The sequence below is a fragment of the Paraburkholderia fungorum genome, from assembly GCF_902833645.1.
Taxonomy (GTDB): domain Bacteria; phylum Pseudomonadota; class Gammaproteobacteria; order Burkholderiales; family Burkholderiaceae; genus Paraburkholderia; species Paraburkholderia fungorum.
Genome location: NZ_CADFGE010000019.1, coordinates 111,122 through 138,082, shown reverse-complemented (window position 1 = coordinate 138,082; position 26,961 = coordinate 111,122). Strand labels below are relative to the sequence as shown.

Sequence of the window (26,961 nt, the reverse complement as noted above, 5' to 3'; positions counted from 1 at the left end):
GACTGAAAAGTCCGCCTCCGTTTCTTATCAAGCGTTCAGATTAGCGCCGCCCGCGAGACCGGCGTGTCATCGAATCAGATTACTTCTGTGCGCGCAAAATTCGCGCGGCATCCAGTGCGAAGTAGGTCAGCACGCCATCCGCGCCAGCCCGCTTGAACGCCAGCAGCGATTCCATCATCGCCTTGTCGTGATCGAGCCAGCCGTTCTGCGCGGCGGCTTTCAACATCGCGTATTCGCCGCTGACCTGGTACACGTAAGTCGGGAACTTGAATTCGTCCTTCACGCGACGCACGATGTCCAGATACGGCATGCCGGGCTTGACCATCACCATGTCCGCGCCTTCCTCGATGTCTGCCTGCACTTCGCGCAGCGCTTCGTTCGAGTTGGCCGGGTCAATCTGGTAAGTCATCTTGTTGCCCTTACCGAGGTTCGCCGCGGAACCGACGGCATCGCGGAATGGGCCGTAAAACGCCGAAGCGAATTTAGCCGCATAAGCCATGATGCGCGTGTGGATATAGTCCTCGCTCTCGAGCATTTCGCGGATCGCACCGATGCGCCCGTCCATCATGTCCGAGGGCGCAACGATATCGACACCCGCTTCAGCTTGCGCACGCGCCTGGTCGACGAGGATTTCGACGGTTTCGTCGTTGATCACATAGCCGGCTTCGTCGAGCACGCCATCCTGGCCGTGGCTCGTATACGGATCGAGCGCGACGTCGGTCAGCACGCCGAGCCCAGGGAAGTTCTTTTTCAGTTCGCGAACCGCGCGCGGGATCAAACCGGCGGGATTCGTCGCTTCGCGGCCATCGGGCGTCTTCAGCGAAGGCTCGATTGCAGGAAAGAGCGACAGCACCGGCACGCCCAACTCGACGCATTGCTCGGCGACACCCATCAGCAGATCCACCGACACGCGCTCGACGCCCGGCATCGACGGTACGGCTTGCCGCACGTTGGTGCCTTCGACGACAAACACGGGATAGATCAGATCGTTCGTGGTCAGGATATTTTCTCGCATCAGACGGCGCGAGAAGTCGTCACGGCGCATGCGGCGCGGACGGTAGTGCGGGTAGAAGCTCATAAACGAATCGAAGAAACGTGGATGTGTGGAGTGGACAAGTAGCGCCTGCCTCCGCTGCCGGAAACTTTTCGAGACAATGGTATATCATACCGATCGAGCAAGGCGCCCTGCGCTGACCTCCCCGCTTCTCCTCCCTGAGCGGGTGCCTGTCGTTTTTCGATTAGGCTGTTTGACCCGCCGTTAAAGCGGCGGGTTTTTTTATGGGCGGCCGAAAAGGCGTGTTTTCGCGCGCCGGGACGGCCGTTGCGCTTACTGTTGTGCGTCCGCTTCGCCTTTTGCGTTGGGGATTAGCCAACTTTCGATCAGTTCGTGCGCCTCGTCGATGCCGACGCGTTTGAGGGCCGAGAAGAGTTGCGCGGTCAATTCGCCCTGGTAGCCGGCGGTACGATATTCAGCCAAACCTTTCTGCGTCGCGCGCAACGCGTTGATGCTTTCTTGGCGCGTCAATTTGTCGCACTTCGTCAGCAATGTGTGGATCGGCTTGCCGGTCGGCGCGAACCACTCGATCATGCGCCGGTCCAGATCCGTCAACGGGCGGCGCGAATCCATCATCAGGATCATGCCGCGCAGTTGCGAGCGCGATTGCAGGTAGGTGGAGAGCAGCGCCTCCCAGTGAGCTTTGGCCGCGCCCGGCACCTCCGCGTAACCGTAGCCCGGCAGGTCGACCAGGTGTGCGGTCGGCTCGTCCGCCTTGCCCACCGAGAAATAATTGATGTGCTGGGTGCGCCCAGGGGTCTTACTGGCGAACGCGAGGCGCTTTTGATTGCACAGAATATTGATGGCCGTGGATTTGCCCGCATTTGAGCGTCCCGCAAAGCAGATCTCGGGCTGCGCGGTGGCCGGCAGGTCACGTAAGTGATTGACGGTCGTGAAAAAGCGGGATTGGTGGAGCAGGAAGGACATGATCAGGCCAGGATTCGAGACGCCGGGGAACCCGGAGTGGGGACGGGTCAAGCCCGACTGGCGTCTTAGCGATTAGCGAGTTATTGTACAATACGATGGTTTACTGAAAACCTGAGGGGGCCAGCCAGCGTGCCTTGGCGGCTCTTAGCGGTCACTCAGTCGCTGTCGTATCTTGCAAAACCTCTAAAATCCCACAAGACGAGACAGGGTGTGCGAATGAATCGACTGTGCAAGAGTCTGATGGTGCTTCAAGTAGCAGCGGGTCTTTCAGGTTTGGCAATTCAGGCACGAGCAGCAGATCCGGCAAAGCCGGACGTCAATCGGGGGCAGGCAATCGCGGTGCAGGTTTGCGCGTCATGCCACGGTGCAGACGGCAACAGTGCTGGCGGTGCGTATCCCAAGCTGGCGGGCCAACATCCCGAGTATCTCGTCAAGCAGTTGAAGGATTTCAAAACACAACCGGGCGCCAAGCAGCCCGCGCGCAACAATGCGATCATGGCGGGCATGGCTGCGGCGCTGTCCGATCAGGACATGGTCAACGTGGCTGCCTATTTTTCGACGCAGACCCCGAAGCCAGGTTACGCGCATAACAAAGATACCGTTCCGCTCGGTCAGAAGATTTATCGCGGTGGCATAGCGGATAAGGGCGTGCCGGCCTGCGCTAGCTGTCACGGGCCGACCGGTCAGGGGATTCCGTCGCAGTATCCGCGGCTGTCGGGGCAATGGGCCGAATACACGGTGGCGCAGTTGATGGCGTTCACTCAAGGTCCAGGCGCACGTAACAACAATGAGGCGATGCATGCAGTCGCGTCGCGTCTGTCGGACAGCGAAATCAAGGCTGTAGCCGATTACATCGCGGGCTTGCACTAGGAAGTCCGCACGCAAGTGCAACCGGCCCGACGAGGCCGGTACAAAACAAGAAAAGGGTGAGGGCGTCGTGTCTACGACAGCCGTTCACCCTTTTTTGCTGTTCAGTCGGAGTATGAATGATCCGCTCCGACGCGCGTCCAGCAAGGCACAGCAGGGAGCAGATTGTATCATCCGATGCAGTGCTGTGGTACAAGGCGCAGCCCGCTCCGCCTTGCCGCGCGGGTACTTACCGCGCTCTACTGCTGAGCTAATCGCCTTGAATTTGCCCGGATGGCCCATGACAGCACAGGCGCTTAATACTATTGGCTTGATCGCTAACATGCTCGGCGTGTTTCTCGCGTTCTTCTTCGGCTTTCCTCAGCCGGATCACAAAGAAGGTGGCGCGCTTGCTTTGATGCCCGCCACGACGCGAGTAGACGACAAGAGAATTCGTAGTCGGAGGAACCTGTACAAATGCGTGTCCACGTTGGCGCTCATTCTGATGTTCGTCGGCTTTGGCGTACAGGTAGCCGCACTGTGGCTAGGTCGCTAGCCTCGGTGGTAGGACCGCACGCAACCGGGGAGACATACATGACACGCGTGGTGGTGAAACGCACTGCGGCAATCCTTATCGCGATCACTGCTCCAACTGTATTCGCGCAGGCATCGATTGATCAGTTAAAGCAGCGTTGCGCTGAATACGGTTTCGCCCCGGGTTCGTCCGAACTAGCGGGCTGCGTCCAGAAGCTCGACATGCAGATGCATCAACAAGCATGCGAGCGAATAGCCCAGCAGGCGCGGTTCTTTTGCAATGGCGGCGGCTCGGACACAATTAGCCCAGCATTCTCGGCCGGTAAATGCGGAGAGGCTCAAGACGCCTTTCAAGCTAACTGCCAATAAAGTAGTCGGACCCAATTTTGCTCTGCTAATCCGTGGGCACGGTCACCTAGAACCTCGGTTTGACGAAACTGCAACTACCTGCGTAGCGGATCGAGACTAGGAAGGGCCGTACAGTGGCCTTCCTGCTTTGCTTGTCGAAGTCTGTCCTAGCGTAGTTGCTTATGTTCTCCTCGTCCACGCGCAGATTTATGCGGTCAATGGTGATTATGTCCAAGGACCAAGGGCTGTCCTTGTACTTCTTGGCGAACGAGCTAGTGTCCGAGTAGATGTCCGTTGCTCCGAGCCAGTCCGTGATGTACCGATTGCGTTGGGCTTTGCAGTCGCTGGAGAAGACATAGGTTGTGCTCGTGGCGCTGCATAGCGCATAGCGTCCGTCCGCGACGACCCCATCGCCGCTCTCAATCAGTGTGTCGCCGTGTATCGTGTATGTGCCGACCACGTGCGGGTCACGCGACGGGATCACGGCGTCTTTGGGTGCGTCGATGCCCTGTCCCCACTGCTCCCCGTCGCATTGAAGGATGGTCTTCTGAGGCGCTTCCGCGTTTGCCATGTGGCACGCGACGGCGAGCAAGATGGCGGCTGGCAAACGTCGTGCATTCTCATTCTTATTCTTGGTCATTGGCAATCGGCCCCCGATGAGTTATTTGCCCGCGTAGAACCGGATGACGGCTAGAAGCTGTTCTTCGCTTGGTGCGGCTGAAACGTACGAGCCGCCGACAGCCTGATGGACGGCGACATGCGATTGCGAGGAGGGCCAGTCTCGAATCACGGTCCCGTCACAGGTTATGCGCAGACCGCCCGTGCTGATGTCCCAAACGGCCTCGTAGTTCGACGCTCCGATTTTCTCCACGACCGTGATCTTGTGTTCGCTCATGACAGAAGCCCTTCGGAAGTTGGCACACGCAGATCATACCAATGGGAACCCCGCACCGAAATTTGTCATCGCAATCCGTGAGCACTGCGCCGACGCCTGCGCACCCAGTAACCACCGGAATGGTTCGACCTAATTTATCCCCGCGATCAGGGACCGTAGCCGCCGTGTCCTTGTCTCCAGATACTGATGGCTGGCGAGCGCCTTCAAATCTGCCAGCAACACCACGGCACGTGCATCACCCCTATTGATCGTATCGAGGCACGAGTTGAGGCGAGCCAAAATCTCGGCGTCCTTCATCTGCTCATGCTGGGACAGTACTAAGACGAAGTTCAGTCGGAAGGCGCGAATCTGCTGGTACGCGAACGCAACGTCCTCCGCCAGCTTGCCTCCGAGCAAACCGAGCTTGCCCACGTTGCTCTCATAGATAGGATCGTTCGGTGGATCGAAGTGCCGAAGCGCCGGTCGCTCCCCCTGTTCAACCGCAGTTTTCAGTGAGGTCAGCATGGTCCGTAGCAGCGGGAACGCCTGCATGTGCGAACCTAGCTCACCCGCCAACGCACCCGCCAGCGCAGTGCTATCTCGGAACCGGCGATAGTCCTCAGCCAAGAAATTGTTGACGTAGCCACCTGCCAGCACGCCAATAAGCGCGATCAACGCCGCATTGCCGTCCGCCATCATTCCCCCGATTTGTCTTATTAGACGCAGGGGTATTGTGCTGGATTCCTGCGTGGCACGGACCCAATTTTGATTCGGATTTCTGCGGGGCCTTACACGCCGCGCCCGCACGCGTACGCCCCCGTCGGCGCGCCTGAGCGCACGCGGGCGACTGCTCCATAGGGAGGGTGGGATGGTCTATGGTCGGGCTGGATGCGTGCGCCCAGGTTGGCTCATAAGGTGTACCTTGTGAGTGGGATGCAACAGAGCCGAATCGGTAGGTTCAAAAGGTTGACTGTCATTCTGAGCTATGTAAGTATTGAGCCGTACACCTTTTGAGCCACGAGGGCACAGCATGAGAACGCTTTACTACGGACGGATCAGCACGACGGACGGGCAGACGAGCGCGAGCCAATACGCAGACGCGGCGACGCAGGGAGTCGAAGCCGAGGACGTATTCATTGACGAGGGCGTGAGCGGGTATCACGTAGCTCCCAGCGACCGCGAGCAATGGGCAATTGTTGAGCGGGACTTGCGCAAGGGCGGCGTGCTGTACGTGCGATGGTTGGACCGGATCAGCCGCCGATACGATGAGCTACACGAGACGATGCAGCGCCTTATGAAAGCCAAGGTCAAGGTAGTGTGCACGCTGAACGGCATGGTGTTCGACGGCGGCGCTACGGACGCGATCAGCAAGGCGACACGTGATGCAGTGCTGGCATTCATGGCGGCACAGGGCGAGGCCGACTACCTGAACCGGCGAGAGATGCAGCGGCGAGGCATCGAGACTGCCAAGGCGGCAGGCGCGCACCTTGGACGACCGAGGGCGAGCGATCCGGCAGCGATCCGCGCATGGCGCGCAGAGCAGGGCGCAAGCATCGCAGAGACGGCGGAACACTTCGGCGTATCGGTGGCGACGGTGAAGCGGGCACACGGAGGAGAGAAGGCCCGGAGCGTGAGGGAGTCAACCGAGCAATAGGCGTGTTGGAGGCGTTGCACAGGGCCAGTCAGGAGTGATCCGGCTGGCCTTTGTTGTATCTGCGCTACAGCGATGCTGTCCCGCACCGTCTCCGGCGTGTTGTCCGATGCTTTATCCAGCAGTCACTGTCCACTGCCGTCCAGAGGCAGGCGACACAGCGCGGCGCGTTGACCCGGCGAAGTTGCGTCATTAACCTGGCCTTTCGCGGTGACTGAGCCGCAACAACCAAATAGAGGTGCAAATGGCTGTGCTGGAAGAACTTCACGTCGAGGCTTACAACGAAGGCGCGTTCTACGCGGACACGGATTGGCAGTGGGTGCGGAAGGATGAGGAGGGGCCGTCCAGCATGGCGCAGCATTGCGCCGTGTCGTGGGCGTTCATCGCCGGGACGGTTTGCCCGGAGTGGGACAACGAGCGCATGCGCCTGTCGTTCTTCATTGGGTACGAGGATCGGGCGACGGAGTTGGCGGATGCTGGGGAAGCGGGTTATGAGGCGCTGGCGGAGGCGGGGAGTGTTGCTGAAACGGAGGGATGGGTCGTGCAATCCGAGCCGTGGTCGGAGAATGCGAGCGATCAGGAGAAGGCGATGCGGGCAGTGTGGGCAGCGATGGAGGGCGCAGCGGCGCGACTCGCGAAGTTCGATTGGACAGGCAATGAGAGCGACCGGCACGCAGCCGGGGAGGCGAAGATTCGGGCCGCAAGCATGACGGAGAGCCAGTTAAGCAGTCGGACGTACGCAGAAGATGCACAAGCGCGACGGGCGATCCAGTAGCGGCGCGGTGACACAGACGAGAGCGCGAGGCCCGCCATTGAGCGGGCTTTTTGCTATCTGGAGGGCTGCGCTGAAGGGGCGCGGCGCACCACGCCGCTAAGTGATTGATTGTTAGGGACTCTCAATTTCGGTCGACTATCCAGACACAGAGCGCCGGTTGGGATTCGCTATTTCGATGGACCCACAGGCACATAGCGTTCGAGCGAAGTCTTGGGAATCCAATAACGGGACACCCACAGACACATAGCGTTCGAGGGAAACCTTGGGAATCCAATAACGATGGATGAACAAGACACATAGAAGGCGCGCCACTGCGTGCCGCTTCAGCGTTCTCGCCTATGTGGAACATCAATCAAAGCGTTGCGCCGGTGCGGCGTTGCGCGACTTCAATCACAGGAGCAGTTATGACGAGGGAAACGAAGCACGCAGAGCGCGCCGCCAAGCATCCGCTGGAGCGGAACAACGAAGCACGCGCCTACTTCGAGGCGCTGCAAGCTAGGGCGAGCCGGGGGCCGGTGGCCGTATGGCGTGAGGTAGTGGAGACGCTTACCGGGTCGTTGCCTAGCTGGGCAGCGCGTGAGCGCCGGGCGCAGACGAAGAAGGTGGCGGCGTGAGGCGCGCCAAGGCCGATGTAAGGCCTGTGCTTGCTGCTCAGGGTGGTTTCTGTGCCTGCTGCAAGACGCTCGTATCGTGGCGCAAGGCGTATCTGGCTTCTGATGGCCGGGGTGTGTGCGTGACGTGCAAGGCATCCGACAACAACCATGCGCGATGCAGTCGCGCCGCTGACCATGATCGACCGCACGCAGTTTGAAGAACGGCTCAACGCCGCCGAATGCACTGCGTGGGACAGCGTTCTCGACGGTGCCGAAAAGGCGCTTGGCAAGCTGTTACCGCGTGGGTTCAAGCGTCCCGAGATCGACAGCCGAGATGATGCGCTCTGGTCGTTGAGGTTCGCGTGTGAGGTGTCCGGCCTGACCGAGTTCGGTGATTCGCACCCGTGGAACCGACGCGATGTAGTTGCCGCGATCAAAGCCGCCGACAGTGTGAAGCTGCGTCCATTCGTCAAGCGCATGGCGCGCATCGCGTTCTGGTCGAAGTACCGGCTGCTGTACATGCCGCCCGGAGTGCGACCGCCGATGTGGCGACTGCTGGAGGAAGGCGAAGACCCGCCGCCGCCGTCCGGTCTGCGTGCTGCTGTGCCAATGGCCGAAGCTCAACCGGCTGACGATGATGGGCATCCGCTGGGCGTTCTGCATCGCCTGCGTGCGCTCTTCGACGCGCAAGACCCAGCGTTACAAGCCGATGTGATTGCGTTCGTTGATCTGGTCTACGGCTCGCACCCTGACTGGATGGTTCCCCGAGTTGCTAAACGCCGTGGCCGACCGGCTGGATCGAAGCAGCGCACGCATGCTGAACGCGCCGCCGCTGCTACGAAGAAGTCGAGGAAGACGCTGACCGAAGACGAGCGCAAGGCGAACGCCCGTAAACACTGGAATGGTCGTGTGCTCGATACGCGACGCAAGACCGGCTTTGTCGCCGATGCCGTGCTTGAAATGCGGGCCATGGACGATGCCGAGTTGTTTGAACTACTGGACATGCTCGGCGCTGATGACGCTGGCACTTTTGATTTGGAGATCGCTTGGAAACACGTGGAGAACACATCAACCCTGAAGCTGTACGCTGCAATGATTGCGTACCGATGCCCGCTGCCACTGCTGACACCGGAGACGAGCGCGAATGTGCTGCCTCGACCTTGGCGCGTGCGCCTGCTGGAATCACGATGCTGACGGACAAGCCGCGCTACAACATGGCCGGGGCGGATACCACGGACCACCGACGCGTTGGCCTGCTAGCGCAGTCCGGTTTGTGTGCGATCTGCGCGAAGAAGATCACGCTGGCAACGGCTGCATCCGATCACTGCCACCGGACGAACATGGTGCGCGGCGTTCTGTGCAAGCCGTGCAATGGCGAGTTAGGACACTGGGAAGCGGGCCGCGCTGTACCGGCGAAGTTCAACCGACGACCACGCGGGGCTGCTGCCCGCGAAGCTGCTGCCCGTCGATACCTTGCGTACTGGCATCGTGCCGCCGCGAACTGGCAAGGCGTCCATGCGTGGATTCGCTCGACGTGGGGCCAACGGACGATCACTGATGAACAGGTTGCCGAGGGCTTTGCCGCGCTGGCTCAGGCTATCCAGTGGCACGAGATCGCGCCGCCATCGTACGGCTACAGCAAGTCCATGCTCGACCTGACCGGGCCGCTGGGTGCGAACGGGAAGCCGTTGGTGCCGGTTGACCGGGATGCACTGATTGCCGCGATGCCTGAGCATGTGCGCGACCTGATGCGGGTGTTTCTGGCCGGGATCGACGCGAACCGGACCGAGAATCGGACCGAAAACCGTGCTGATCGTGCGCGCTCAAACTGGCCTGCTGACGCCTCTGCGCCCGTGCGACCGGTTAACGATGAACTGGCGGGGAACAAGCTGTGAGTGCGCCGATTGGATACGTCCGAGTCCGTCAGCCGGTTGAGCCGCCGCATGTCTCCATCGCCAATGGGAAGCTGCCGGTAAAGCGGGCCGCGACTAAGACCAGTGGGCCGGGCGCGCCGATGTCGATGGTCGCTGATCGCTACCGCGCCGCCGCGCTGCATGCGCGCCAGCATGTCGCCGGGTGCGCCGAGTGCCAACGCCGGATTGCGGGACAGATTGCCGATGTCGAACGCCTGAAGGCTTGGCTGGCTGGTTCCACCGTCTACACCGGGGCGCGCTGTCCGAAGTGCCTGACGACTGGGCGGGTGGTGCGAGATGGTAGCTGCTGGGGCTGTCGCCGGAAACGGCTGGCGGGGCGCGAGTTCATCCGGGGTTCGAAGTCTGGATACAGCGCAGACACCCAGCAAGCTCACGCCGAAGAAGCTGCTGCCCGCGTTGCTGGTGCTGGCGTGCGGTTGCGCGAGGCGTCTGTGGCGCGGCATGGATACCACGCGAGCGGCGAGTGCTGGGGCGATGGCCGTCTAGTCGTACGGCTGGTGTGCTTGCTGCCGGTCAATGGCGTCTTCGGCGCGGAACGGGTGCTGATTGATGACCCGCATTTTGAACAATGGGGAGGGGTTGAGATTGCTCGCCTCATTGAACAATACGGCGGCGCGATGGGCGCGCTGTCCGAATTACTTTACAAGCTGAAGGGCGACTGATCGCCCGGAACTGAAAGGAGAATGACATGAATGATCTGACGAAACTGCTGGGACTGTCGAAGGCCGATGCCCTGATCGTGTTGCAAGCTGAGCCCGAGGTTGAGCGCTGGGAGCGCGAGCATGGCGAGAAGTTGGAGCCGGGGCAGGTGCCCTTCGAGGGATCGGTGAACGACCCGCGCACGAAGTCCGAGATTGCCGAGAGCCGCCGCGTGCGCGATCTTGCGTGGCTGAAAGAGCGAGGCTTCTGACCGTATTCTGATACGGCATCGCGCAACCTGACGGGCGCGGGAGGCTGCTGGATCGGCCTCTCGAATCCGGTTTCTCATGAACCGCCGAAATGCTCAGAGCCTTGCTGGATAAGGCTTTGAGTGGCAATTAATTAGGTAGGTTGGTTTAGGAGTCACGCACCCCGCTTCGGAAGATTTAAAGCGCACAACCGTTCGTAAATACCCGCGCATCTGTTGCGCGCTCCCGTCAGGGCGGCGGCGAAGCTATGCCGCGAGCGCCAGCCTTCACGGGTAGGCAGTCGGATCGAAGCCTGCGAACCGCACTTGTTCCATTGTCTCCACGAGGGGCGCGAGCGGGTACGCGCCGCCGTAGCGCCGATGCACCGAGCCACCCACGTGACCCATCAGCGCCGCCGTTTCGTTCTCAGGCAGACGGCAAGCACGGCAGGCGGCGGCGAAGCCGTGGCGGAAGCTGTGGCCGGTGAGGCGCTTGTCCGTTATCCCGACGACCTGACGCAGGAACCGGGAGAGCCATTTAACGTAGCCGGTTGACTCGTGACCATCCGGGGCAGGCTTCAGACCGAACAGGCGGGGATGACCGTCGCGAGAGCGGGCGAACGCCACGAAGCCGCGCCGGATCAGTTCCGGGTGTAGTGGCACGGTGCGGACGCTCCCAGCAGTCTTGACGCCTTGACCTTCCCCAGCATCCGTGATGCGTAGTACGGGCGACGTGCGATCCTTGCCGGTGCTGTCGGTGAATGTCACCTCTGTTACGTCGGACGGGGCAAGCTGGGCCAATTCCTCAACGCGTGCGCCCGTGAATAGCTGGAGCCACGGTAGCCAGTACTTGGCGGCGGCAGGCAGGCGACCATCTACCGCGCTGCTGCGATTACGCCCGGCGGCGGCGAAGAACACGCGCAGATGGTGCGCCTCGAAGGGTTGCCGGGTAGCAGCGGCTGTGCGCTTCGCGGTGACTTTCACGCCCTTGACCGGATTCGCTTCGATTGTCCCGGCAGCAGTGGCGAAGTTCAGCAGCGTCCCAAGGCCTGTAAGCTGTTTGTTGGTGTTGACCGGGCTTTGTCCCTGAGCGGTAAGCCAGTCACGAAAGGCCAACACATGAGCGCGGATGATGGACTGGACCGGCAGCGGGCCGCACGCCTCACGGAATCTACCGATGACGAGCCGCACGAAGCGCGCCGAGCGTGGGGCTGGTGCTTTCTCCCTTTCCCATGAATCGCAAAGATCGGGCAGCAGCAGCTTGGGTGTGACATCGTGCCGCATGGCGCGGGATTGCTTGACTGGCTGTGGGATGCCAGCGAGCTTGTGGGCCTCTCGAAGCACCGCTGCTGTGCGCTGTACGGCATCCTCAAAAGCCTCTGCCTCTGCCTCCTCGACGCCCTCATCCTTTACGTGCCGGAAGTAGTACTCGTGTTCCTCTGCCTCCTCACGAGAGCGGGCGGCTATGTCCCATCCAGCGGGGCGAGGAGATACAGGGGCATCGCGTAGAGCCTGCCATTCCTGATCGAACTTGACCGACTCTATGCGACACAGACGACGAGCCTCTGTCGGGTCGGACGTGCCGAGCGCCCGTACTATCTCGGACTTGCCGACGATGCGGACCAGATCGAGCGGCACGCGCCGCCGTATGTAGTACCGTGAGCCACGGCGAAGCAATCCCGTACACATGCGATAATCTCCCATCATTGGATTTTACCCAGTGTGGTACAGCCACAAGGCACATGAAAGCCCGCAAAGCCTTATCTGGCGGGCCTCTCCAAGCTGGGCAAGGGTCCGGCATTACAAAGAGCATTCTGAATGAGCGTCACCACGTCGGGTTTGCAGTCGAAGTCGGGCAATCGCATCGCGCGCAGCATCATCGAGGTCTTGAGTTCGATGCGTTTCGCGATTGCGCTGCTCGTGATTCTGTCGATCGCCAGTATCATCGGCACCGTCCTTACGCAGGACGATCCCTATCCCAACTACGTTAATCAGTTCGGCCCATTCTGGGCGGACATCTTCCGCTCGCTGAGCCTGTACACGGTGTACAGCTCGTGGTGGTTCATGCTGATTCTCGGTTTCCTGATGGTATCGGTGTCGCTGTGCGTGATCCGCAATGCCCCGAAGATGGTCGCAGACGCGAAGAGCTGGAAGGACAAGGTCCGCGAAGGCAGCCTGCGCGCGTTCCATCACAAGGGCGAGTTCGCGGTGCACGGCTCGCGCGCGCAGACCGCCGCGGTGCTCGCCAAACTCTCGGCGAAACTCGGCTACAAGTTCGTCACGCGTGAATCGGACGGTGCCACACTGATCGCCGCCAAGCGCGGCGCGCTGACCAAGTTCGGTTACATCTCCGCGCATATCGCGATCGTGGTGATCTGCCTGGGCGGTCTGCTCGATAGCAATCTGCCGATCAAGCTGCAAATGTGGCTGTTCAACAAGTCGCCGATCAACGCCAACACGGTGATCAACGATATCCCGCCGGAACACCGTCTATCGCAATCGAACCCGACGTTCCGCGGTTACGCGTGGGTGCCGGAAGGCCAGCATGTGTCCACGGCGATTCTGAACCAGCCGAACGGCTCCCTGATTCAAGACCTGCCGTTTTCGATCGAACTGAACAAGTTCATCGTCGACTATTACTCCACCGGCATGCCGAAGCTGTTCGCGAGCGATATCGTCGTGGTCGATCATAAGACGGGCGCGCGCGTGCCGGCGCGTGTCGAGGTGAACAAGCCGTTCACTTACGACGGCGTGTCGATTTACCAGTCGAGCTTCCAGGATGGCGGCTCGCAGATGCAGATGACCGCTTACCCGATGTCCGGCGCGAGCGCGAAAACCGCGCCGTTCGGCGGCACGATCGGCGGCAATGCGCCGTTGAGCGCGGCCACGCCGCTGGCCGACGGGCAAACCGTCGAATTCACCGATTTCCGTGCAATCAACGTCGAAAATGTGTCGAACGGCAGCGGCCAGACCGACGCCCGTGGGGTTGCCGCGCATCGCACGCTGAAGGAGGCGTTCGACGAACGCCTCGGCTCCGGCGCCAAGACCTCGAAGCCACTCGATCTGCATAACGTAGGCCCGTCGGTGCAGTACAAGGTGCGTGACAAGGACGGTCAGGCGCGCGAGTACAACAACTACATGCTGCCGGTCGACGTTGCGGGCGAAAAGATGTTCCTCGCCGGCATGCGCCCGAATCCGGACGACCCATTCCGCTACCTGCGCATTCCCGCCGACACCGGCGGTACCGTCAAGGAATGGATGAACCTGCGCGCCACGCTCGAAAATCCGGCCATGCGCGCCGCTGCTGCTCACCGTTTCGCACTGCGTTCCGTGCCGGGTTCAAATACCGAACTGCAGCAGCATCTGGAAGAAAGCGCGCTACGTGTCCTGACCCTGTTTGCGGGGGCGGACAACAGCATCAAGATGCCGAACGGCCAGACGGTCGGCGGCTTCCAGGCGGTCGCCGGGTTCATCGACCATTCGGTGCCGAAGGGCGAGCAGGAAAAGGCCGCCGGCCTGCTGCTGCGCATGCTGGAAGGCGCGACGTGGGACCTGTGGCAACTGTCGCGTGAGCAACTGGGCGAGCCGGACGCCGTGGTGAATGCAGACGCCAGCCGCTTCATCCAGAGCTCGATCAACGCGATATCTGACAGCTTTTTGTATGGATCGCCGGTCTATTTACAGCTTGACTCATTCAAGCAGGTGCAAGCCTCGGTATTTCAGTTGACGCGCGCGCCGGGCAAAAAAGTCGTGTATCTTGGCAGCCTGCTCCTCGTGTTGGGCATCTTTTCGATGTTCTACGTCCGCGAACGGCGTCTGTGGTTCTGGCTCAAAGATACCGCTCACGGCACGAATGTCGTGATGGCGATGTCGAGCGCGCGCAAAACGCTCGATTTCGAAAAGGAGTTCGTCCAGACGCGCGACGCTGTCGGCGCCGCGTTGGGTGCCAAACTCGTTGAAACATCCGACGCCGCCGGCGCTTCCGACAAACCCGGCAATGCCGGCGCGCCGTCCGCACGCTCACAAGATTCGACTCGGTAAGATCATGGACTTGACTCAGGTTTCCTCTTCCTCCTCTTCAGCCTCGCGGCCGCAGAAAGCGTTCGCGAGCGAGGCGCTCAACGTCGCGCAGTATGACGAGCGGCCGTTTCTGAAACGGCTCGGTGTCGTCGACTGGCTGTTCGCCGCGTTGATGGTCGCGGGCGCGGGCTTCGCGTTGGCGCGCTATTACCCGTTCATGAATTACTACGACAAACTGGTGCTGTGCTGCGCCGTGCCGGTGTTCATCGTGCTGGGCTGGCGCTGGAAACCCGTCCGTCCGCTGATGGTGGGCATCGCCGCGCTCTCGTTGCTGGCGATCCAGATCTACCACGGCGATCTCAGCCGCGCGGATAACGAGTTCTTCCTCAAGTATTTCCTGTCGAGCCAGTCCGCGATTCTGTGGATGAGCGCGCTTTTCGTGTTTGCCACCGTTTTTTACTGGATCGGCTTGCTGTCGCGTTCGCCGACCGGTGCGGCGATCGGTTCGAAAATGACGTGGGCTGCCGTGGTGATGGGCTTCGTCGGTCTGATGGTGCGCTGGTACGAGTCGTATTTGATCGGCGCGGATGTCGGTCATATTCCAATCTCGAACCTGTACGAAGTATTCGTGCTGTTCAGCCTGATCACGGCATTGTTCTACCTGTACTACGAGCAGCACTACAACACGCGTGCGCTCGGTGCATTCGTGCTGCTGGTTATCAGCGCAGCGGTCGGTTTCCTGATGTGGTACTCGGTCGCTCGTGACGCACAGCAGATTCAACCGCTCGTGCCGGCGCTGCAGAGCTGGTGGATGAAGATTCACGTGCCGGCTAACTTCATCGGTTACGGCAGCTTCGCGCTGTCGGCCATGGTCGGCGTCGCGTATCTGGCAAAGGAGCGCGGTATGCTGGCAGACCGTCTGCCGCCGCTCGATGTGCTCGACGATCTGATGTACAAGTCGATCGCCGTCGGCTTCGCGTTCTTTACGATCGCGACGATCCTCGGCGCGCTGTGGGCCGCAGAGGCATGGGGCGGTTACTGGAGCTGGGACCCGAAGGAAACGTGGGCGCTGATCGTCTGGTTGAACTACGCGGCGTGGCTGCATATGCGCCTGATGAAGGGCCTGCGCGGCGCGGTGGCGGCATGGTGGGCGCTGACCGGCCTGCTGGTGACGACCTTCGCGTTCCTCGGCGTCAATATGTTCCTGTCGGGGCTGCATAGCTACGGCAAGCTGTAATATCCGCCGTTCTGGAGCGACTAAGAACCGCCGCGTGTTTCGCACCGGCGGTTTTTTTATGTGCAACGGAATATTCTCTGCATCCAGGGTGTTCGTTACAGCAGTACCTAGGAATGCTGGCGAATGGCCGAACGAGCCGATCATCAATATGGCCCCGTAAGATAGACAAGCGATGGGCCGGCAAGGAGCAGCACGATGTGGATCAAGCGAAGCGACAGAACGCAACTTATCGGCGATGACATCGCGCGTAGTGAAATCACGCCGCAACGAGTCTTCGAGAATCGGCGGCGTATTTTGCAGACGGCCGGTGCGGCGGGTGCATTAGCGCTCGGCAGCCTGATCGGCGTGAACGGTGAAGCGCTGGCGGCATATTCGTCACCGGATCCGAAGGCGCAGAAGCTCGCGGCGAAGACCAACGCGAAATTCGTCGCGCTCGACAAGATCACGCCGTACAGGGACATCACCACGTATAACAACTACTACGAGTTCGGCACTGACAAGTCGGATCCGGCGCAGAACGCCGGTACGTTGCGGCCGCGTCCGTGGAAGGTGAGCGTCGAGGGCGAAATCAAGAACCCGAAGGTGTACGACATCGACGAATTGCTGAAGCTCGCGCCGCTCGAGGAGCGCGTGTACCGGCTTCGTTGTGTCGAAGGCTGGTCGATGGTGATTCCGTGGATCGGTGTGCCGCTCTCGGAGCTGATCAAGCGTGCGCAGCCGACCGGCAATGCGAAGTATGTGCAATTCATCACGCTTGCCGATCCGTCGCAAATGCCCGGTCTGTCGACGCCGGTGCTCGACTGGCCGTACTCCGAAGGTCTGCGGATGGACGAGGCGATGAATCCGCTGACGCTGCTGACCATGGGCCTCTACGGACAGGTGCTGCCGAATCAGAATGGCGCGCCGATCCGGGTAGTGGTGCCGTGGAAATACGGCTTCAAGAGCGCGAAGTCGTTGGTGAAGATCCGTTTTCTCGACAAGCAGCCGCCGACCAGCTGGAATACGTATGCGTCAAACGAGTACGGTTTCTATTCGAACGTGAATCCGAACGTGGATCATCCGCGCTGGAGTCAGGCTACCGAGCGGCGCATCGGCGAAGACGGTTTCTTTACGCCCAAGCGCAAGACGTTGATGTTCAACGGCTACGGCGATCAGGTCGCATCGCTGTATCAGGGCATGGACCTGAAAAAGAACTTTTGAGCGGTGTGAGCATGGCTTCTGAAACACAACCTGTTACGCCATCAACCGAACGTGGGAGCCGGCGAGCGACGTCGACGTCGGCGTCGGCTACGGTCGCGGCAAAGCGCCCTGCCAGTGGCGCGCGCTGGATCGTGCCGGCCAAAATCGCGGTGTTTATCGCGGCGTGGTATCCGCTCGCGCGCATCGTGCTGTTCGGCATGACCGATCGGCTGGGTGCGAATCCGATCGAGTTCATCACGCGCTCGACGGGATTGTGGACGCTCGTCTTTCTGTGCATCACGTTATCTGTGACGCCGTTGCGCCGCCTGACCGGTATCCCTGCTTTGGTCCGTTTTCGCCGGATGCTGGGCCTGTACGCGTTCTTCTACGCGACGCTCCATTTCACTACGTACCTCTGGTTCGACAAGTGGTTCGATGTTGCCGCGATTCTGAAGGATATCGGCAAACGTCCATTCATCACCGTAGGCTTTGCCGCGTTCGTGCTGCTGATCGCGTTGGCCGTTACGTCGCCGCGCGCGATGGTGCGCAAACTTGGACGCCGCTGGCAGGCCTTGCATCGCGCAATCTATGTGATCGGAGCGCTGGCGATCCTGCACTTCTGGTGGATGAAGGCGGGCAAGCATGACCTGGTTTTGCCGAAGATTTACGGCGCGATCATGGTTGCGTTGTTGGGATGGCGTTTGATCCTATGGCTGCGCGAGCGAAGGTTAAAGGCGCGCTGATCAACGCCGCAATGTGCCGAACGTGCCAATGAAAAAAAGCGATGCCGCAATGGCATCGCTTTTTTCATGCTGCTGTTTGAGTTTTGACGCGTTCTGGCGAATTCAGACGTTTACGCCGGCAGAATCGTTTCACCCGCAAACAGTTGCTTGAGCTCTTCGCGAGCACGAACAACATACGCCTGTGTACCATCAACCATCACCTCGGCCGCACGCGGACGGGTGTTGTAGTTCGAGCTCATCACGAAGCCATATGCGCCAGCCGAGCGAATCGCCAGCAGATCGCCCGGTTCGACTGCGAGCAGACGCTCGCGGCCCAACCAGTCGCCGCTTTCGCAAACCGGGCCGACCACGTCGTACACATGCGCAGGCACGTCGCGCTTAACGACGGCATCGATCGCGTGATAGGCCTCGTACATCGCAGGGCGGGCAAGATCGGTCATCGCCGCGTCGACAATGGCGAAATTCTTTTCCGCGCCTGGCTTCAGAAACTCGACGCGTGTCAGCAGCACACCTGCATTGCCGACCAGCGAGCGGCCCGGCTCGAAGTACACCTCGCGATGCCCGTGGCCACGCGCTTCGATGCGATCCAGTACGGTGCGCACGAACTCGCCGATCTCCGGCGGGGTTTCGTCGTCGTACGTGATGCCGAGCCCGCCACCTACGTCGATGTGGCGAATCTTCACGCCGTCCTGCTCGATCTGTTCGACCAGTTCGAGCACCTTGTCGACCGCATCCAGATAGGGCGCGACTTCGGTGATCTGCGAGCCGATATGGCAGTCGATGCCGACCACCTCGAGATGCGTCATCGCGGCAGCGGCTTGATAGGTAGCGCGTGCTTCGTCGAACGCGACGCCGAACTTGTTCGACTTCAGGCCGGTGGAAATATACGGATGCGTTTTCGCGTCGACGTCAGGATTCACCCGCAACGAAACGGGTGCTTTTTTGCCCATTTCCGCGGCGACTGCATTCAGCCGGTCGAGTTCGGGAATCGACTCGACGTTGAAGCATTTGACGCCTGCGGCGAGGGCTTGGCGCATCTCGTCCGCATGCTTGCCGACGCCGGAAAACACGGTGTTTTCCGCTTTGCCGCCCGCGGCCAGCACGCGCGCCAGTTCGCCTGCCGACACGATGTCGAAGCCGGCGCCGAGGCGCGCGAACACATTCAGCACCGCGAGATTGCTATTGGCCTTGACGGCGACGTGCACCGTCGCGCGGCGACCGGCGCAAGCGCCTGCATAGGCATTCCACGCTTCGGTGAGCGCGGCGCGCGAATAGACGTACAGCGGCGTGCCGAACTGCTCGGCGAGTGAGACGGCGGACACGCCCTCGGCGTGCAGCACGCCGTCGACGTAGTCAAATGCGGATCGAGTCATGCGAAAGTCTTATTGAGCAGGAGTGGCGGCAGAGGCAGGTTGCGCAGGCGTAGCGGCGGAGGCGTCAGACGCGGGCGGTGCGGCAAGTTCGGTATCCGGCGACAACGAGAGCGGCGCACCGGAGGTATCCGGTATCTCACCCGTCGGGGCGGTGCTTTGCGCACCAGGTTTCAGGTCACCCGAGCTTGCTGCCGGCGGCGCTTCCGTGCGATCGGTCGGCTTGGCCGGTAGCGGCGGCACGGTGGGCAAATAGAGCGAGCCGCGTTGTCCGCAGCCGGCAAGTGCACAACCTGCGAGAATGGCTAAACCCGCTACAATCGCGCGGCCGGGCGCCGCCGCGCGCATCCGAGATACGACTCGCATGACTGTCCCTGTATAAATAATCGATGGAGTTTAGCATGTCCGATAGTGATTACCTGACCCGCGCGGAAGCCGCGCTAGCCGCCATCGAACGCGCGCTCGACGACACGGAAGCCGACATCGAACTCGAGCGCAGCGGCAATGTCCTGACCCTCGAATTCGAGAACCGCTCGAAGATCATCGTCAATCTGCAGCCGCCGATGAGCGAGATCTGGATCGCCGCAAAGGCGGGTGGATTCCACTTCCGTTTCGTCGACGGCGAGTGGCGCGATACGCGCAGCGGCACGGAGTTTTTCGCGGCGCTGTCGGAGTACGCGACGCAGCAGGCCGGCGAGCCGGTTCACTTCCAGGCGTAAGCGTTGTGCGAGAAGGATCGTCGAAATGACGACCTGAACCGGCGCGGAAATAAACGTCGGAAAGAGTGCTGAATAGATCGCCCAAATGAAACCGCCGCGCATCGAGCGCGGCGGTTTTCTTTTTCTGGCCACTCAAGCGTTTAGTGGCCGCGGAACAGATTCATGATGTCCTGCTTTTCCTGCTCGCCGACTTGCTCGGGCGCCGCCGCTGACGCGCCGCTCGCGTCGGCATCCAGTGCCGCCTGACTGATGCCGACGGTGGCGATGAAGCCGTGGCCCGGCGTGAAGTCGTCGAAATACAGTTCCGAACCCAATTCCGTCACGCCGTCGGGCATCGGCATCTTGTACTCCGGCACGCCTTTGAGCGCGCGCGCCATGTAGTCGATCCACACCGGCAACGCGAGGCCGCCACCCGTTTCCCGATCGCCGAGGCTGCGCGGGTTGTCGTAGCCGATCCAGGCGATGGCGGTAAGCGTGTGCTGATAGCCGGCGAACCATGCATCGCGCGAATCGTTGGTCGTGCCGGTCTTGCCGCCGAGATCGGTACGCTTGAGCACATTGGTTTTCGCGCCCGTGCCACGTTGCGCGACGCTTTGCAGCAGGCTGTTCATCACGTACGCATTGCGCGGCTCGATCGCGTGCGGCGCACTCTGCTCGGCGACCAGCGGTTGCGCGTGCGCCACGACGATACCGCGCTGATCGGTGACTTCAGCGATCAGATAGGGGTTGACGCGATAGCCGCCGTTCGCGAATACCGAGAACGCGCCGGCCATCTGCAAGGGCGTGACTAGACCCGCGCCGAGCGCCATTGGCAGATAGGCCGGGTGACGGTCCGCATCGAAGCCGAAACGCGTGATGTATTGCTGTGCGTACTTCGTGCCGATCTGGTTCAGGATGCGAATCGATACGAGGTTCTTCGACTTCTGCAGCGCGGTGCGCATGGTCATAGGACCGTCAAAGCCACCGCCATAGTTCTTCGGTTCCCACGCCTGGCCACCCGTTTCCGCGGCGCTGAAAAAGAGCGGCGCGTCATTGATCACCGTGGCCGGTCCGAGCCCCTTTTCGAGCGAGGCCGAGTAGATGAACGGCTTGAAACTCGAACCCGGCTGACGCCACGCCTGAGTGACGTGGTTGAACTTGTTCTTGTTGAAGTCGAACCCGCCGACCAGCGCGCGAATCGCGCCATCTTGCGGCACCACCGAAACGAACGCGCCTTCCACTTGCGGCAACTGGGTAATCGACCAGTTGCCGTCGTCGTCCTTCACAAGGCGAACGATTGCGCCGGGCCGCACGCGCTGATTCGGCTGCGCACGCGGGCCGAGCGCGAACTGCGCGAAGCGCAGGCCATCGCCCTGAATGGTCGCGACGTTGCCGTCGATGAAAGTGGCCTGCACCTGCTTCGGGCTCGCCGAGGTCACCACCGCGGCGATGATTTCGCCGTTGTCGGGATGCTCGAGCAGCGCGTCGTCGATAGCCTGTTCGCGGTCATCCGCATCGGACGGCAGATCGATGAATGCTTCCGGGCCGCGATAGCCGTGACGCCGCTCGTAGTCCATGAGACCCTTGCGCAGCGCCCGGTAAGCCACGTCCTGATCGGCCGAGTCGATGGTGGTCACGACATTCAGGCCGCGCGTGTACGCTTCCTCGCGATATTGCGCGTACATCATCTGCCGCACCATTTCCGCGACGTACTCCGCGTGCACGCTGAACTCCTTGCCCGCACCCTTGACGACTAGCGGCTGCTTGCTGGCCTCGTCGTACTGTTCCTGGGTGATGTAGTGCAATTCGTACATACGCTGCAGGATGTACTCCTGGCGGATCTTCGCGCGCTTCGGATTGACCACCGGGTTATACGCCGACGGCGCCTTCGGCAGGCCCGCCAGCATGGCGGATTCCGCCAGTGTCAGATCCTTCAGATCCTTGCCGAAGTACACGCGCGCCGCGCTCGCGAAGCCATACGCGCGCTGACCGAGATAGATCTGATTCATGTACACCTCAAGAATCTGATCTTTCGTCAGCTTCGATTCGATCTTGTACGCGAGCAGCATTTCGTAGATCTTGCGCGTGTAGGTCTTCTCGCTCGAAAGAAAGAAGTTGCGCGCCACCTGCATGGTGATCGTGCTGGCGCCTTGCGTGGCATGACCGTTGGTCAGCGCGACGAAGCCGGCTCGCGCGATGCCCGTGAGGTCGACGCCGCCGTGATCGTAGAAGCGTGCGTCTTCGATTGCCAGCACCGCTTTCTTCAGACTGTCGGGCACGTCCTGGATGTGGACGATATCGCGCCGTTCTTCGCCGAATTCGCCGATCAGCACATGATCGGCCGTATAGATGCGCAAGGGCACCTTCGGCCGGTAGTCGGTTAGCGCGTCGAGCGACGGCAGGTTCGGCGTTGCCACGACCAGCGCGTAGCCCAGCACCAGCAGCACGCACAGGATGCCGGCGACGATCAGACCCACAAAGCCCATGATGAGCTTGAGCCACAAGGGGCGTTTGCGCTTCTGCGGCGCGGGCGGCGGGGACGTAGGAGACGTGGATTGCATATGGATACCAAAAAACAGTCCCGCGATTATAGCCGCCCCGCTTTTCAGCTTTCGGCAGGCTTACTGACAGTTCTTGACAAGTCGCTGCGCCGCGCAGGAATGACTTCACTGTAGACGCTTTGATCGCACGCGGGGCACGCGTCGCGCAACGTTAGCCATTTGGCTGAGTGTCGCGCGGCGGCGCGGCTGCGCACAATTCCGTCTCGTTACCCGCGTTCGAATAGTTCGTCGCGTGAGTGTGAGGGAGGGCGTGATGACGTTCAAAAATTCGTGGCTTCAAGATGTGCGACTCGGGGCGCAGCGTTTTGCTGCGGGAATCGATCTAGGTTCACAGGCGGTGCGTCTGATCGTGGTGAGCCGGCATTCGCGCACAGGTGCCGCGCTGCATATCGAATATGCGAGCACCGTGCCGCTCGGTGCGGGCGCGATGGCCGGTACCGAGATCGCCGACCGCCTTGCAGTGGCGCGTGCGTTGCGTGATGCGTTCGCGGGTCTGCCACGCGCGTGTGCGCCGCACGCTTTGCGCTGCGCGATGGCGTTGCCTGCCTCTGCCACCTTGACCGCCACTGTGCCGCTCACACGGCTCGCCGAACTCGCCGGTTGCTCGCAGGACGGCGGCCATGAACTGGCCGAACTCGAGCCGGCGGTGATGAGCGAAGTCGAGCGCATCGCCGGCCTCGAGCGGCATGCGCTGGCCGTCGACTGGTTCGTCGACGAGACGCCTTCGCCGGTGCGTTGCGTGACGATCGCCGCCACCGCTCGCCAGCATCTCGAAGCACGTATCGAATGCGCGGCGAGCGCCGGTATCTCGCTCACCGCGATAGACGGCGAGCCGCATGCAGCCTTGCGCGCAATGCGCTATGCGGCGAGCCACGAACTCGAGCCGCACGAGCCCTATGTCGCGCTGTGGATCGGTACAGACGGCGTCTACGGCTGGCGCATAGTCGACGACTGCGTGGCGGGTGAAATGCGTTACCCCGCACCCGAGCACGCGGATCTCGCCGACGCGTTGCGCGATCTCGTTCAAGGTCCCGCAATCGACTGCGCGCTGTTGAGCGGAGAGGTCGATTTGCTCGACGGTGTGGGTTTCTCGCTTGCGGATATTGCCGACGTACTGGGCTGCACTGTGCTGCCGTTCGAATGCGCGGCGCTTGGCGGGCTCGCACGTGAACTGCACGATCCGTTGTTGCACGAGCCTGCCGCGGTCGTCGCATTCGGGCTTGCATTGCGCGGGGTGCTCGAATGATGCGCGCTCTGCGGCGCCCCGCCTTGGATGCGGCTGGCCCGAACACGCAGGCTTCGAGGCGCGGCGCCCGCTTCGCGCAGCTGTGGCTCGGAGGCTTCAATCTGCTGCCGTACAGGCAACGCAATACGCGGCTCGCATACCGGCGCCGTCTGCTCGAAGGGGCCGCCGCGGCGTTTGCCGGTCTTGCGGCAGTGCTCGCGTTGATTGGTTGGCAGGCGTTCGAAAGGGCGCGACTCGTTGCGCAGCGCACGTCGACCGATCAAGCACTCGCGCAACTGGCTGCGCCGCTCGCGGAGCACGCCAGATTGCTGCGGGAGCAAGACGAACAGCGTAAAGGCCTGGCGCGCGCGGTAAGCCTGTCCGAGCCGCTTACGCATTTGCGCGATCTGCTGGATGCGTTGAGTTTCGAACCCGGCGACGGCGTCGTGCTGCAGCAGTTGCGCCAGCGCGAGCATGAGACCGAACTGCTGGCGACCTCACGCGGGCATATCGCGTCGGCCGAGTGGCTCAAACGCCTGAGCGCAATCCGCGGCGTGCAAGGTGCGGAGGTGAACGACCTGCATCGCTCGACGCCGCGCACTGGTGCGGTCGCCGCGGGCGGTGTGAGCGGCCCGATCGAATTTGGAGCGCATCTGCGCTGGGGCAGTCCGCCGACGAAAACAACCCAACAGTCCGGCACGGCGGCGCAACGTCCCATGAAATCTGAACCATCACGAGGTGTGAAATGAGTGCGACTTTTGTCGATTTCGGCGGCGCGGCGAGCGCGCGGTTCTCTTTTTCCCATTGGATCAAGCATGTGCGTTTGCCGCTCGCTGTCTGGAGCCGTCGGCGCCGTTGGATGGTCGCATTGCTGATCTCCGCGGTGGTGTTCGGACTTGGGGCTCATGGCTGGATAGTGGCCGATCTCGGTGGGGTCGAGGCGAGTCGTACGGCATTGGAGGCGGCCACCCGGCAATTAGCGGATGCGCGCCGCGCGCTGGCGCAACTGCCTGCGCTGCGCCGGGAAGCTGCGGTCGGCGCGGGTGCACGGTTGCCCGCATCGTGGAGTTCCGCGGACGATGTTCGAATCGTGTCCGAGCTTGCGCTGCAGAACGGCGTCTCCTTGCTCTCGCTGGAACCGGGCGCGGCCAACGGCTCGGGTGCCGAAAGCATGCGTCCTGTACAACTCACCGCGCACACCGATTTCGTTCACCTGATGGCGTTTCTGCGCGGCCTGTCGGACCTGCCGGTACTGATTGTTCCCGTCGACGTCACGGTCAACCGCGATGCCGTTTCGCTAACGGTGAAGGCAACGCTGCATGTCTTCAGTGCGCTGAGGCCCGTGCCGTCAACTACCGCCACAGACGCGTTGGTCGACGAGAGTCTCGATTCGGACGACGAAGAAGACATCGTGTTCTTCGACCCGTTCGCGCTTGCACAGATGCTCGCGTCCGGCGAACCGCAAGCCGATGCTTCTCAACTGCGCCTCGTCGGCTTGCTGCACGATCGCACCCGCGGGCTCGCTTTGCTCGATACGCCGGACGGTGCGACCACGGCCGTGTTCGGGCAGCAACTCGGGGCCGAACGCGTCACGCGCCTCGACATGCTTGGCGTCACTTTGGCTAATGGCGGCGCGACGCGCACGCTGGCACTCACGGAGGCGTCTTGATGAGGCGGATGAAGTCGCCCGGCCTGAGGGTTTCGCGCGCTGCGGTTCGTGTGCACTCTGGCTTTGGCGTGCGCTTGCGTTTGCCAGCAACGGTGCGCGGAGGCGCGTTTTGTAGTCCGCGTGGCAAGCCGGTTCGCAACCTCGCTTGCCGCCTCTTTGCCATCCTCGTCGCCGGCATGGCGATAGGCGCCGGTAATGCGCACGCTTCGCTCCCGCCGCTGCCCGGCTACATGCCGATCGACGACACCATCGCGCCGTCCGATGCCCGATACGGAATACCGCCGCTGCCGCGCGGCGTCGGCGCTGAAGTGGCCAACCCGTTTCGCGACGAGCCTGTCGATGAAGGTGGCGTATCGCGAGCAACGGCAAGCACCGGAATCGAATCTGTCAACGACCTCACCGGAGCCGCGAATGCCACGGCGTCTTCGCAACGGCAAGAAGGGTCGCCGGCGGCCGATGGCGGCGCAGCCACGGCGCTCGAAGGGCCGCCGGTGCCGCTGCCTCCACTTGCGCGCCTGAGCGATGCACCCAAAACGCCCGCGGATACCCAACTCGCAGCCGACGGCAAACCGATCTCGCTTAACTTTCAGCGCGCCGAACTCGGCGCGGTGCTCAACGCGTTTGCCCAGTTCACCGGGCTGAACATCGTCGCGAGCGAGAGGGTGCGCGGCGCCGTCTCGTTGCGACTCGACAAGGTGCCATGGCGCACCGCGTTCGACACCTTGCTCGATGTCAACGGGCTGGCAATGGAGCGCCGTGGCAACGTGATCTGGGTCGCGCCGATCGCGGAGCTGGCCGCGCGTGAAAGGCAGCGTTTCGAAGCACACGCAAGAGCCGCCGATCTTGAGCCTCTCGCGAGCCGCACGTTCGAGCTGCACTACGCGCGTGCCGAAGACGTGCGGCGCCTGCTGACCGGCGCCGGAAATCAACGCGTGCTATCCAAACGCGGCGCCGCGACCGCCGATCCGCGCACCAACCTGCTGTTCGTCACCGACCTCGAAGGCCGTCTTGCGCAAATCAGTGCGTTGCTTGCGTCCGTTGACCGGCCGACACGTCAGGTGTTGATCGAGGCGCGCATCGTCGAGGGCGAGCATGGCTTTTCGCGTAACCTCGGCGTGCGGCTTTCCATGGCGGCCACCAACGCCGACGGTACCGCCCGAGGCTTGACGGGTGGTGCGGACGGCACCGTCTACGATCTGTCGGCGCGGCCCATTTCGGGTTTTGACGCCGCCACCGCCGGGCTGACCTTGTTCGCGGCCGGGGCGACGCGGCTCCTGAACATCGAACTGAGCGCGCTGGAGGCCGAAGGCCGCGGCGAAATCGTCTCGAGTCCCCGGGTCGTGACGGCAGACCGGATGAAAGCGGTCGTCGAGCAGGGCACCGAGCTGCCCTATCAGGCGAAAGTGGGGCAGGGCGTGTCGGGCGTGCAGTTTCGCCGCGCCACGCTCAAACTGGAGGTCGAGCCGCAAATCATGCCGGACGGCAGAGTGGTGCTGGACCTCGATGTCGCCAAAGACAGCGTCGGCGAGCAGACCGACGCCGGGCCTGCGATCAACACCAAACACGTACAAACGCGCGTCGAGGTCGAAGATGGTGGTACGGTGTCGATCGGTGGAATTTACGCGACCGACGACCGGGACGATGTGACGCGGGTGCCGGTCCTGGGCAAAATACCCGTTTTAGGGGCGCTTTTTCGCCATCGGGCCCATCGGGACCAGCGCAGTGAACTGGCAATTTTCATCACGCCGCGCGTCGTTCAGACAAATTAGGGGCACGCTGGCGCCGCTGTTTAGCGGCAGCCCGCAGGCTCGACAAGGCAGCCGCTTTGCCAGTAAGC

Annotated in this window: 28 protein-coding genes; 19 read left to right on the top strand and 9 right to left on the bottom strand. The window is 61.9% G+C overall.

Annotation, left to right across the window (positions count from 1 at the left end):
* Positions 1 to 79: 79 nt before the first annotated feature.
* Both hemB and yihA read right to left on the bottom strand, forming a co-directional pair.
* Positions 80 to 1,078, bottom strand: coding sequence for a porphobilinogen synthase (gene hemB, locus HWX91_RS38645; protein ID WP_028199578.1), 999 nt, complete (start codon positions 1,076 to 1,078; stop codon positions 80 to 82).
* A 249-nt stretch (positions 1,079 to 1,327) separates the two neighbouring features.
* Positions 1,328 to 1,981 (bottom strand): ribosome biogenesis GTP-binding protein YihA/YsxC, encoded by a 654-nt coding sequence (gene yihA, locus HWX91_RS38640; RefSeq protein ID WP_028199579.1) that lies wholly within the window; start codon positions 1,979 to 1,981, stop codon positions 1,328 to 1,330.
* A gap of 216 nt (positions 1,982 to 2,197) precedes the next feature.
* On the opposite strand from yihA, the gene HWX91_RS38635 reads away from it, so the two are divergent.
* The 3 genes from HWX91_RS38635 (at position 2,198) to HWX91_RS38625 (ending at position 3,730) form a co-directional block, all read left to right on the top strand.
* Positions 2,198 to 2,851: a c-type cytochrome gene (locus tag HWX91_RS38635; protein WP_028199580.1), complete on the top strand. Its 654-nt coding sequence runs from the start codon at positions 2,198 to 2,200 to the stop codon at positions 2,849 to 2,851.
* Positions 2,852 to 3,128: 277 nt separating this feature from the next.
* Positions 3,129 to 3,383 (top strand): hypothetical protein, encoded by a 255-nt coding sequence (locus HWX91_RS38630; protein WP_028199581.1) that lies wholly within the window; start codon positions 3,129 to 3,131, stop codon positions 3,381 to 3,383.
* 38 nt (positions 3,384 to 3,421) lie between these two features.
* Complete coding sequence (locus HWX91_RS38625) at positions 3,422 to 3,730, top strand: hypothetical protein (protein ID WP_028199582.1); 309 nt, start codon at positions 3,422 to 3,424, stop codon at positions 3,728 to 3,730.
* Positions 3,731 to 3,776: 46 nt separating this feature from the next.
* On the opposite strand, the gene HWX91_RS38620 is transcribed toward HWX91_RS38625, so the two are convergent.
* The 3 genes from HWX91_RS38620 to HWX91_RS38610 form a co-directional block, all read right to left on the bottom strand.
* Entirely contained in the window at positions 3,777 to 4,349 is a 573-nt protein-coding gene (locus tag HWX91_RS38620; RefSeq protein ID WP_028199583.1) for a hypothetical protein, read from the bottom strand.
* A gap of 21 nt (positions 4,350 to 4,370) precedes the next feature.
* Complete coding sequence (locus tag HWX91_RS38615) at positions 4,371 to 4,604, bottom strand: hypothetical protein (protein WP_028199584.1); 234 nt, start codon at positions 4,602 to 4,604, stop codon at positions 4,371 to 4,373.
* A 129-nt stretch (positions 4,605 to 4,733) separates the two neighbouring features.
* Positions 4,734 to 5,282, bottom strand: coding sequence for a hypothetical protein (locus HWX91_RS38610; protein WP_028199585.1), 549 nt, complete (start codon positions 5,280 to 5,282; stop codon positions 4,734 to 4,736).
* 331 nt (positions 5,283 to 5,613) lie between these two features.
* On the opposite strand from HWX91_RS38610, the gene HWX91_RS38605 reads away from it, so the two are divergent.
* From HWX91_RS38605 to HWX91_RS38575, 7 genes are all read left to right on the top strand, one after another.
* The gene (locus HWX91_RS38605) at positions 5,614 to 6,237 is read left to right on the top strand and encodes a recombinase family protein (protein WP_042276676.1); all 624 of its coding nucleotides are present in this window, start codon (positions 5,614 to 5,616) and stop codon (positions 6,235 to 6,237) included.
* 241 nt (positions 6,238 to 6,478) lie between these two features.
* Positions 6,479 to 7,009, top strand: coding sequence for a hypothetical protein (locus HWX91_RS38600; protein ID WP_028199586.1), 531 nt, complete (start codon positions 6,479 to 6,481; stop codon positions 7,007 to 7,009).
* 404 nt (positions 7,010 to 7,413) lie between these two features.
* Positions 7,414 to 7,623 (top strand): hypothetical protein, encoded by a 210-nt coding sequence (locus tag HWX91_RS38595; protein WP_028199587.1) that lies wholly within the window; start codon positions 7,414 to 7,416, stop codon positions 7,621 to 7,623.
* Positions 7,624 to 7,770: 147 nt separating this feature from the next.
* Entirely contained in the window at positions 7,771 to 8,796 is a 1,026-nt protein-coding gene (locus tag HWX91_RS38590; RefSeq protein ID WP_028199588.1) for a hypothetical protein, read from the top strand.
* On the top strand, positions 8,790 to 9,497 hold the full coding sequence (locus HWX91_RS38585; RefSeq protein ID WP_052660811.1) for an endonuclease domain-containing protein: 708 nt from the start codon (positions 8,790 to 8,792) through the stop codon (positions 9,495 to 9,497). The genes HWX91_RS38590 and HWX91_RS38585 overlap by 7 nt, the downstream gene beginning before the upstream one ends.
* A 119-nt stretch (positions 9,498 to 9,616) precedes the next feature.
* Positions 9,617 to 10,198 carry a hypothetical protein gene (locus HWX91_RS38580; RefSeq protein WP_028199589.1) on the top strand — a complete coding sequence of 194 codons (582 nt, stop codon included), beginning with the start codon at positions 9,617 to 9,619 and terminating at the stop codon, positions 10,196 to 10,198.
* 26 nt (positions 10,199 to 10,224) lie between these two features.
* Entirely contained in the window at positions 10,225 to 10,446 is a 222-nt protein-coding gene (locus tag HWX91_RS38575) for a hypothetical protein (protein ID WP_028199590.1), read from the top strand.
* A 264-nt stretch (positions 10,447 to 10,710) separates the two neighbouring features.
* Here the strand turns inward: HWX91_RS38575 and HWX91_RS38570 are convergent, their stop codons facing one another.
* The gene (locus tag HWX91_RS38570) at positions 10,711 to 12,111 is read right to left on the bottom strand and encodes a site-specific integrase (protein WP_028199591.1); all 1,401 of its coding nucleotides are present in this window, start codon (positions 12,109 to 12,111) and stop codon (positions 10,711 to 10,713) included.
* Positions 12,112 to 12,240: 129 nt separating this feature from the next.
* Here HWX91_RS38570 and HWX91_RS38565 point away from each other — a divergent pair, with 129 nt between their 5' ends.
* From HWX91_RS38565 to msrQ, 4 genes are all read left to right on the top strand, one after another.
* Positions 12,241 to 14,463: a cytochrome c biogenesis protein ResB gene (locus HWX91_RS38565; protein ID WP_028199592.1), complete on the top strand. Its 2,223-nt coding sequence runs from the start codon at positions 12,241 to 12,243 to the stop codon at positions 14,461 to 14,463.
* Between the two features lie 4 nt (positions 14,464 to 14,467).
* The gene (gene ccsB / locus HWX91_RS38560) at positions 14,468 to 15,679 is read left to right on the top strand and encodes a c-type cytochrome biogenesis protein CcsB (protein WP_028199593.1); all 1,212 of its coding nucleotides are present in this window, start codon (positions 14,468 to 14,470) and stop codon (positions 15,677 to 15,679) included.
* Between the two features lie 195 nt (positions 15,680 to 15,874).
* A complete protein-coding gene (gene msrP / locus HWX91_RS38555) occupies positions 15,875 to 16,879 on the top strand; it encodes a protein-methionine-sulfoxide reductase catalytic subunit MsrP (protein ID WP_028199594.1) in 1,005 nt (334 codons plus the stop codon).
* Positions 16,880 to 16,890: 11 nt separating this feature from the next.
* The gene (gene msrQ / locus HWX91_RS38550; protein ID WP_028199595.1) at positions 16,891 to 17,601 is read left to right on the top strand and encodes a protein-methionine-sulfoxide reductase heme-binding subunit MsrQ; all 711 of its coding nucleotides are present in this window, start codon (positions 16,891 to 16,893) and stop codon (positions 17,599 to 17,601) included.
* A gap of 110 nt (positions 17,602 to 17,711) precedes the next feature.
* Here msrQ and lysA read toward each other — a convergent pair whose 3' ends face one another.
* Positions 17,712 to 18,974 (bottom strand): diaminopimelate decarboxylase, encoded by a 1,263-nt coding sequence (gene lysA, locus HWX91_RS38545; protein WP_028199596.1) that lies wholly within the window; start codon positions 18,972 to 18,974, stop codon positions 17,712 to 17,714.
* A gap of 9 nt (positions 18,975 to 18,983) precedes the next feature.
* Positions 18,984 to 19,337 carry an LPS translocon maturation chaperone LptM gene (lptM, locus tag HWX91_RS38540; RefSeq protein WP_028199597.1) on the bottom strand — a complete coding sequence of 118 codons (354 nt, stop codon included), beginning with the start codon at positions 19,335 to 19,337 and terminating at the stop codon, positions 18,984 to 18,986.
* 35 nt (positions 19,338 to 19,372) lie between these two features.
* Here lptM and cyaY point away from each other — a divergent pair, with 35 nt between their 5' ends.
* The gene (gene cyaY, locus HWX91_RS38535; protein WP_028199598.1) at positions 19,373 to 19,690 is read left to right on the top strand and encodes an iron donor protein CyaY; all 318 of its coding nucleotides are present in this window, start codon (positions 19,373 to 19,375) and stop codon (positions 19,688 to 19,690) included.
* Positions 19,691 to 19,830: 140 nt separating this feature from the next.
* Here cyaY and HWX91_RS38530 read toward each other — a convergent pair whose 3' ends face one another.
* The gene (locus HWX91_RS38530; RefSeq protein ID WP_028199599.1) at positions 19,831 to 22,230 is read right to left on the bottom strand and encodes a penicillin-binding protein 1A; all 2,400 of its coding nucleotides are present in this window, start codon (positions 22,228 to 22,230) and stop codon (positions 19,831 to 19,833) included.
* Positions 22,231 to 22,483: 253 nt separating this feature from the next.
* Here HWX91_RS38530 and pilM point away from each other — a divergent pair, with 253 nt between their 5' ends.
* From pilM to HWX91_RS38510, 4 genes are read left to right on the top strand one after another with little or no spacing between them, the layout of a single operon-like run.
* Entirely contained in the window at positions 22,484 to 23,476 is a 993-nt protein-coding gene (gene pilM, locus HWX91_RS38525) for a type IV pilus biogenesis protein PilM (protein WP_028199600.1), read from the top strand.
* Complete coding sequence (locus tag HWX91_RS38520; RefSeq protein WP_375792430.1) at positions 23,473 to 24,204, top strand: fimbrial assembly protein; 732 nt, start codon at positions 23,473 to 23,475, stop codon at positions 24,202 to 24,204. Before pilM ends, HWX91_RS38520 begins: the two co-directional genes overlap by 4 nt.
* A complete protein-coding gene (locus HWX91_RS38515) occupies positions 24,201 to 25,124 on the top strand; it encodes a hypothetical protein (RefSeq protein ID WP_028199602.1) in 924 nt (307 codons plus the stop codon). Before HWX91_RS38520 ends, HWX91_RS38515 begins: the two co-directional genes overlap by 4 nt.
* Complete coding sequence (locus HWX91_RS38510; RefSeq protein WP_390417378.1) at positions 25,124 to 26,893, top strand: type IV pilus secretin PilQ; 1,770 nt, start codon at positions 25,124 to 25,126, stop codon at positions 26,891 to 26,893. Before HWX91_RS38515 ends, HWX91_RS38510 begins: the two co-directional genes overlap by 1 nt.
* Positions 26,894 to 26,961 lie beyond the last annotated feature (68 nt).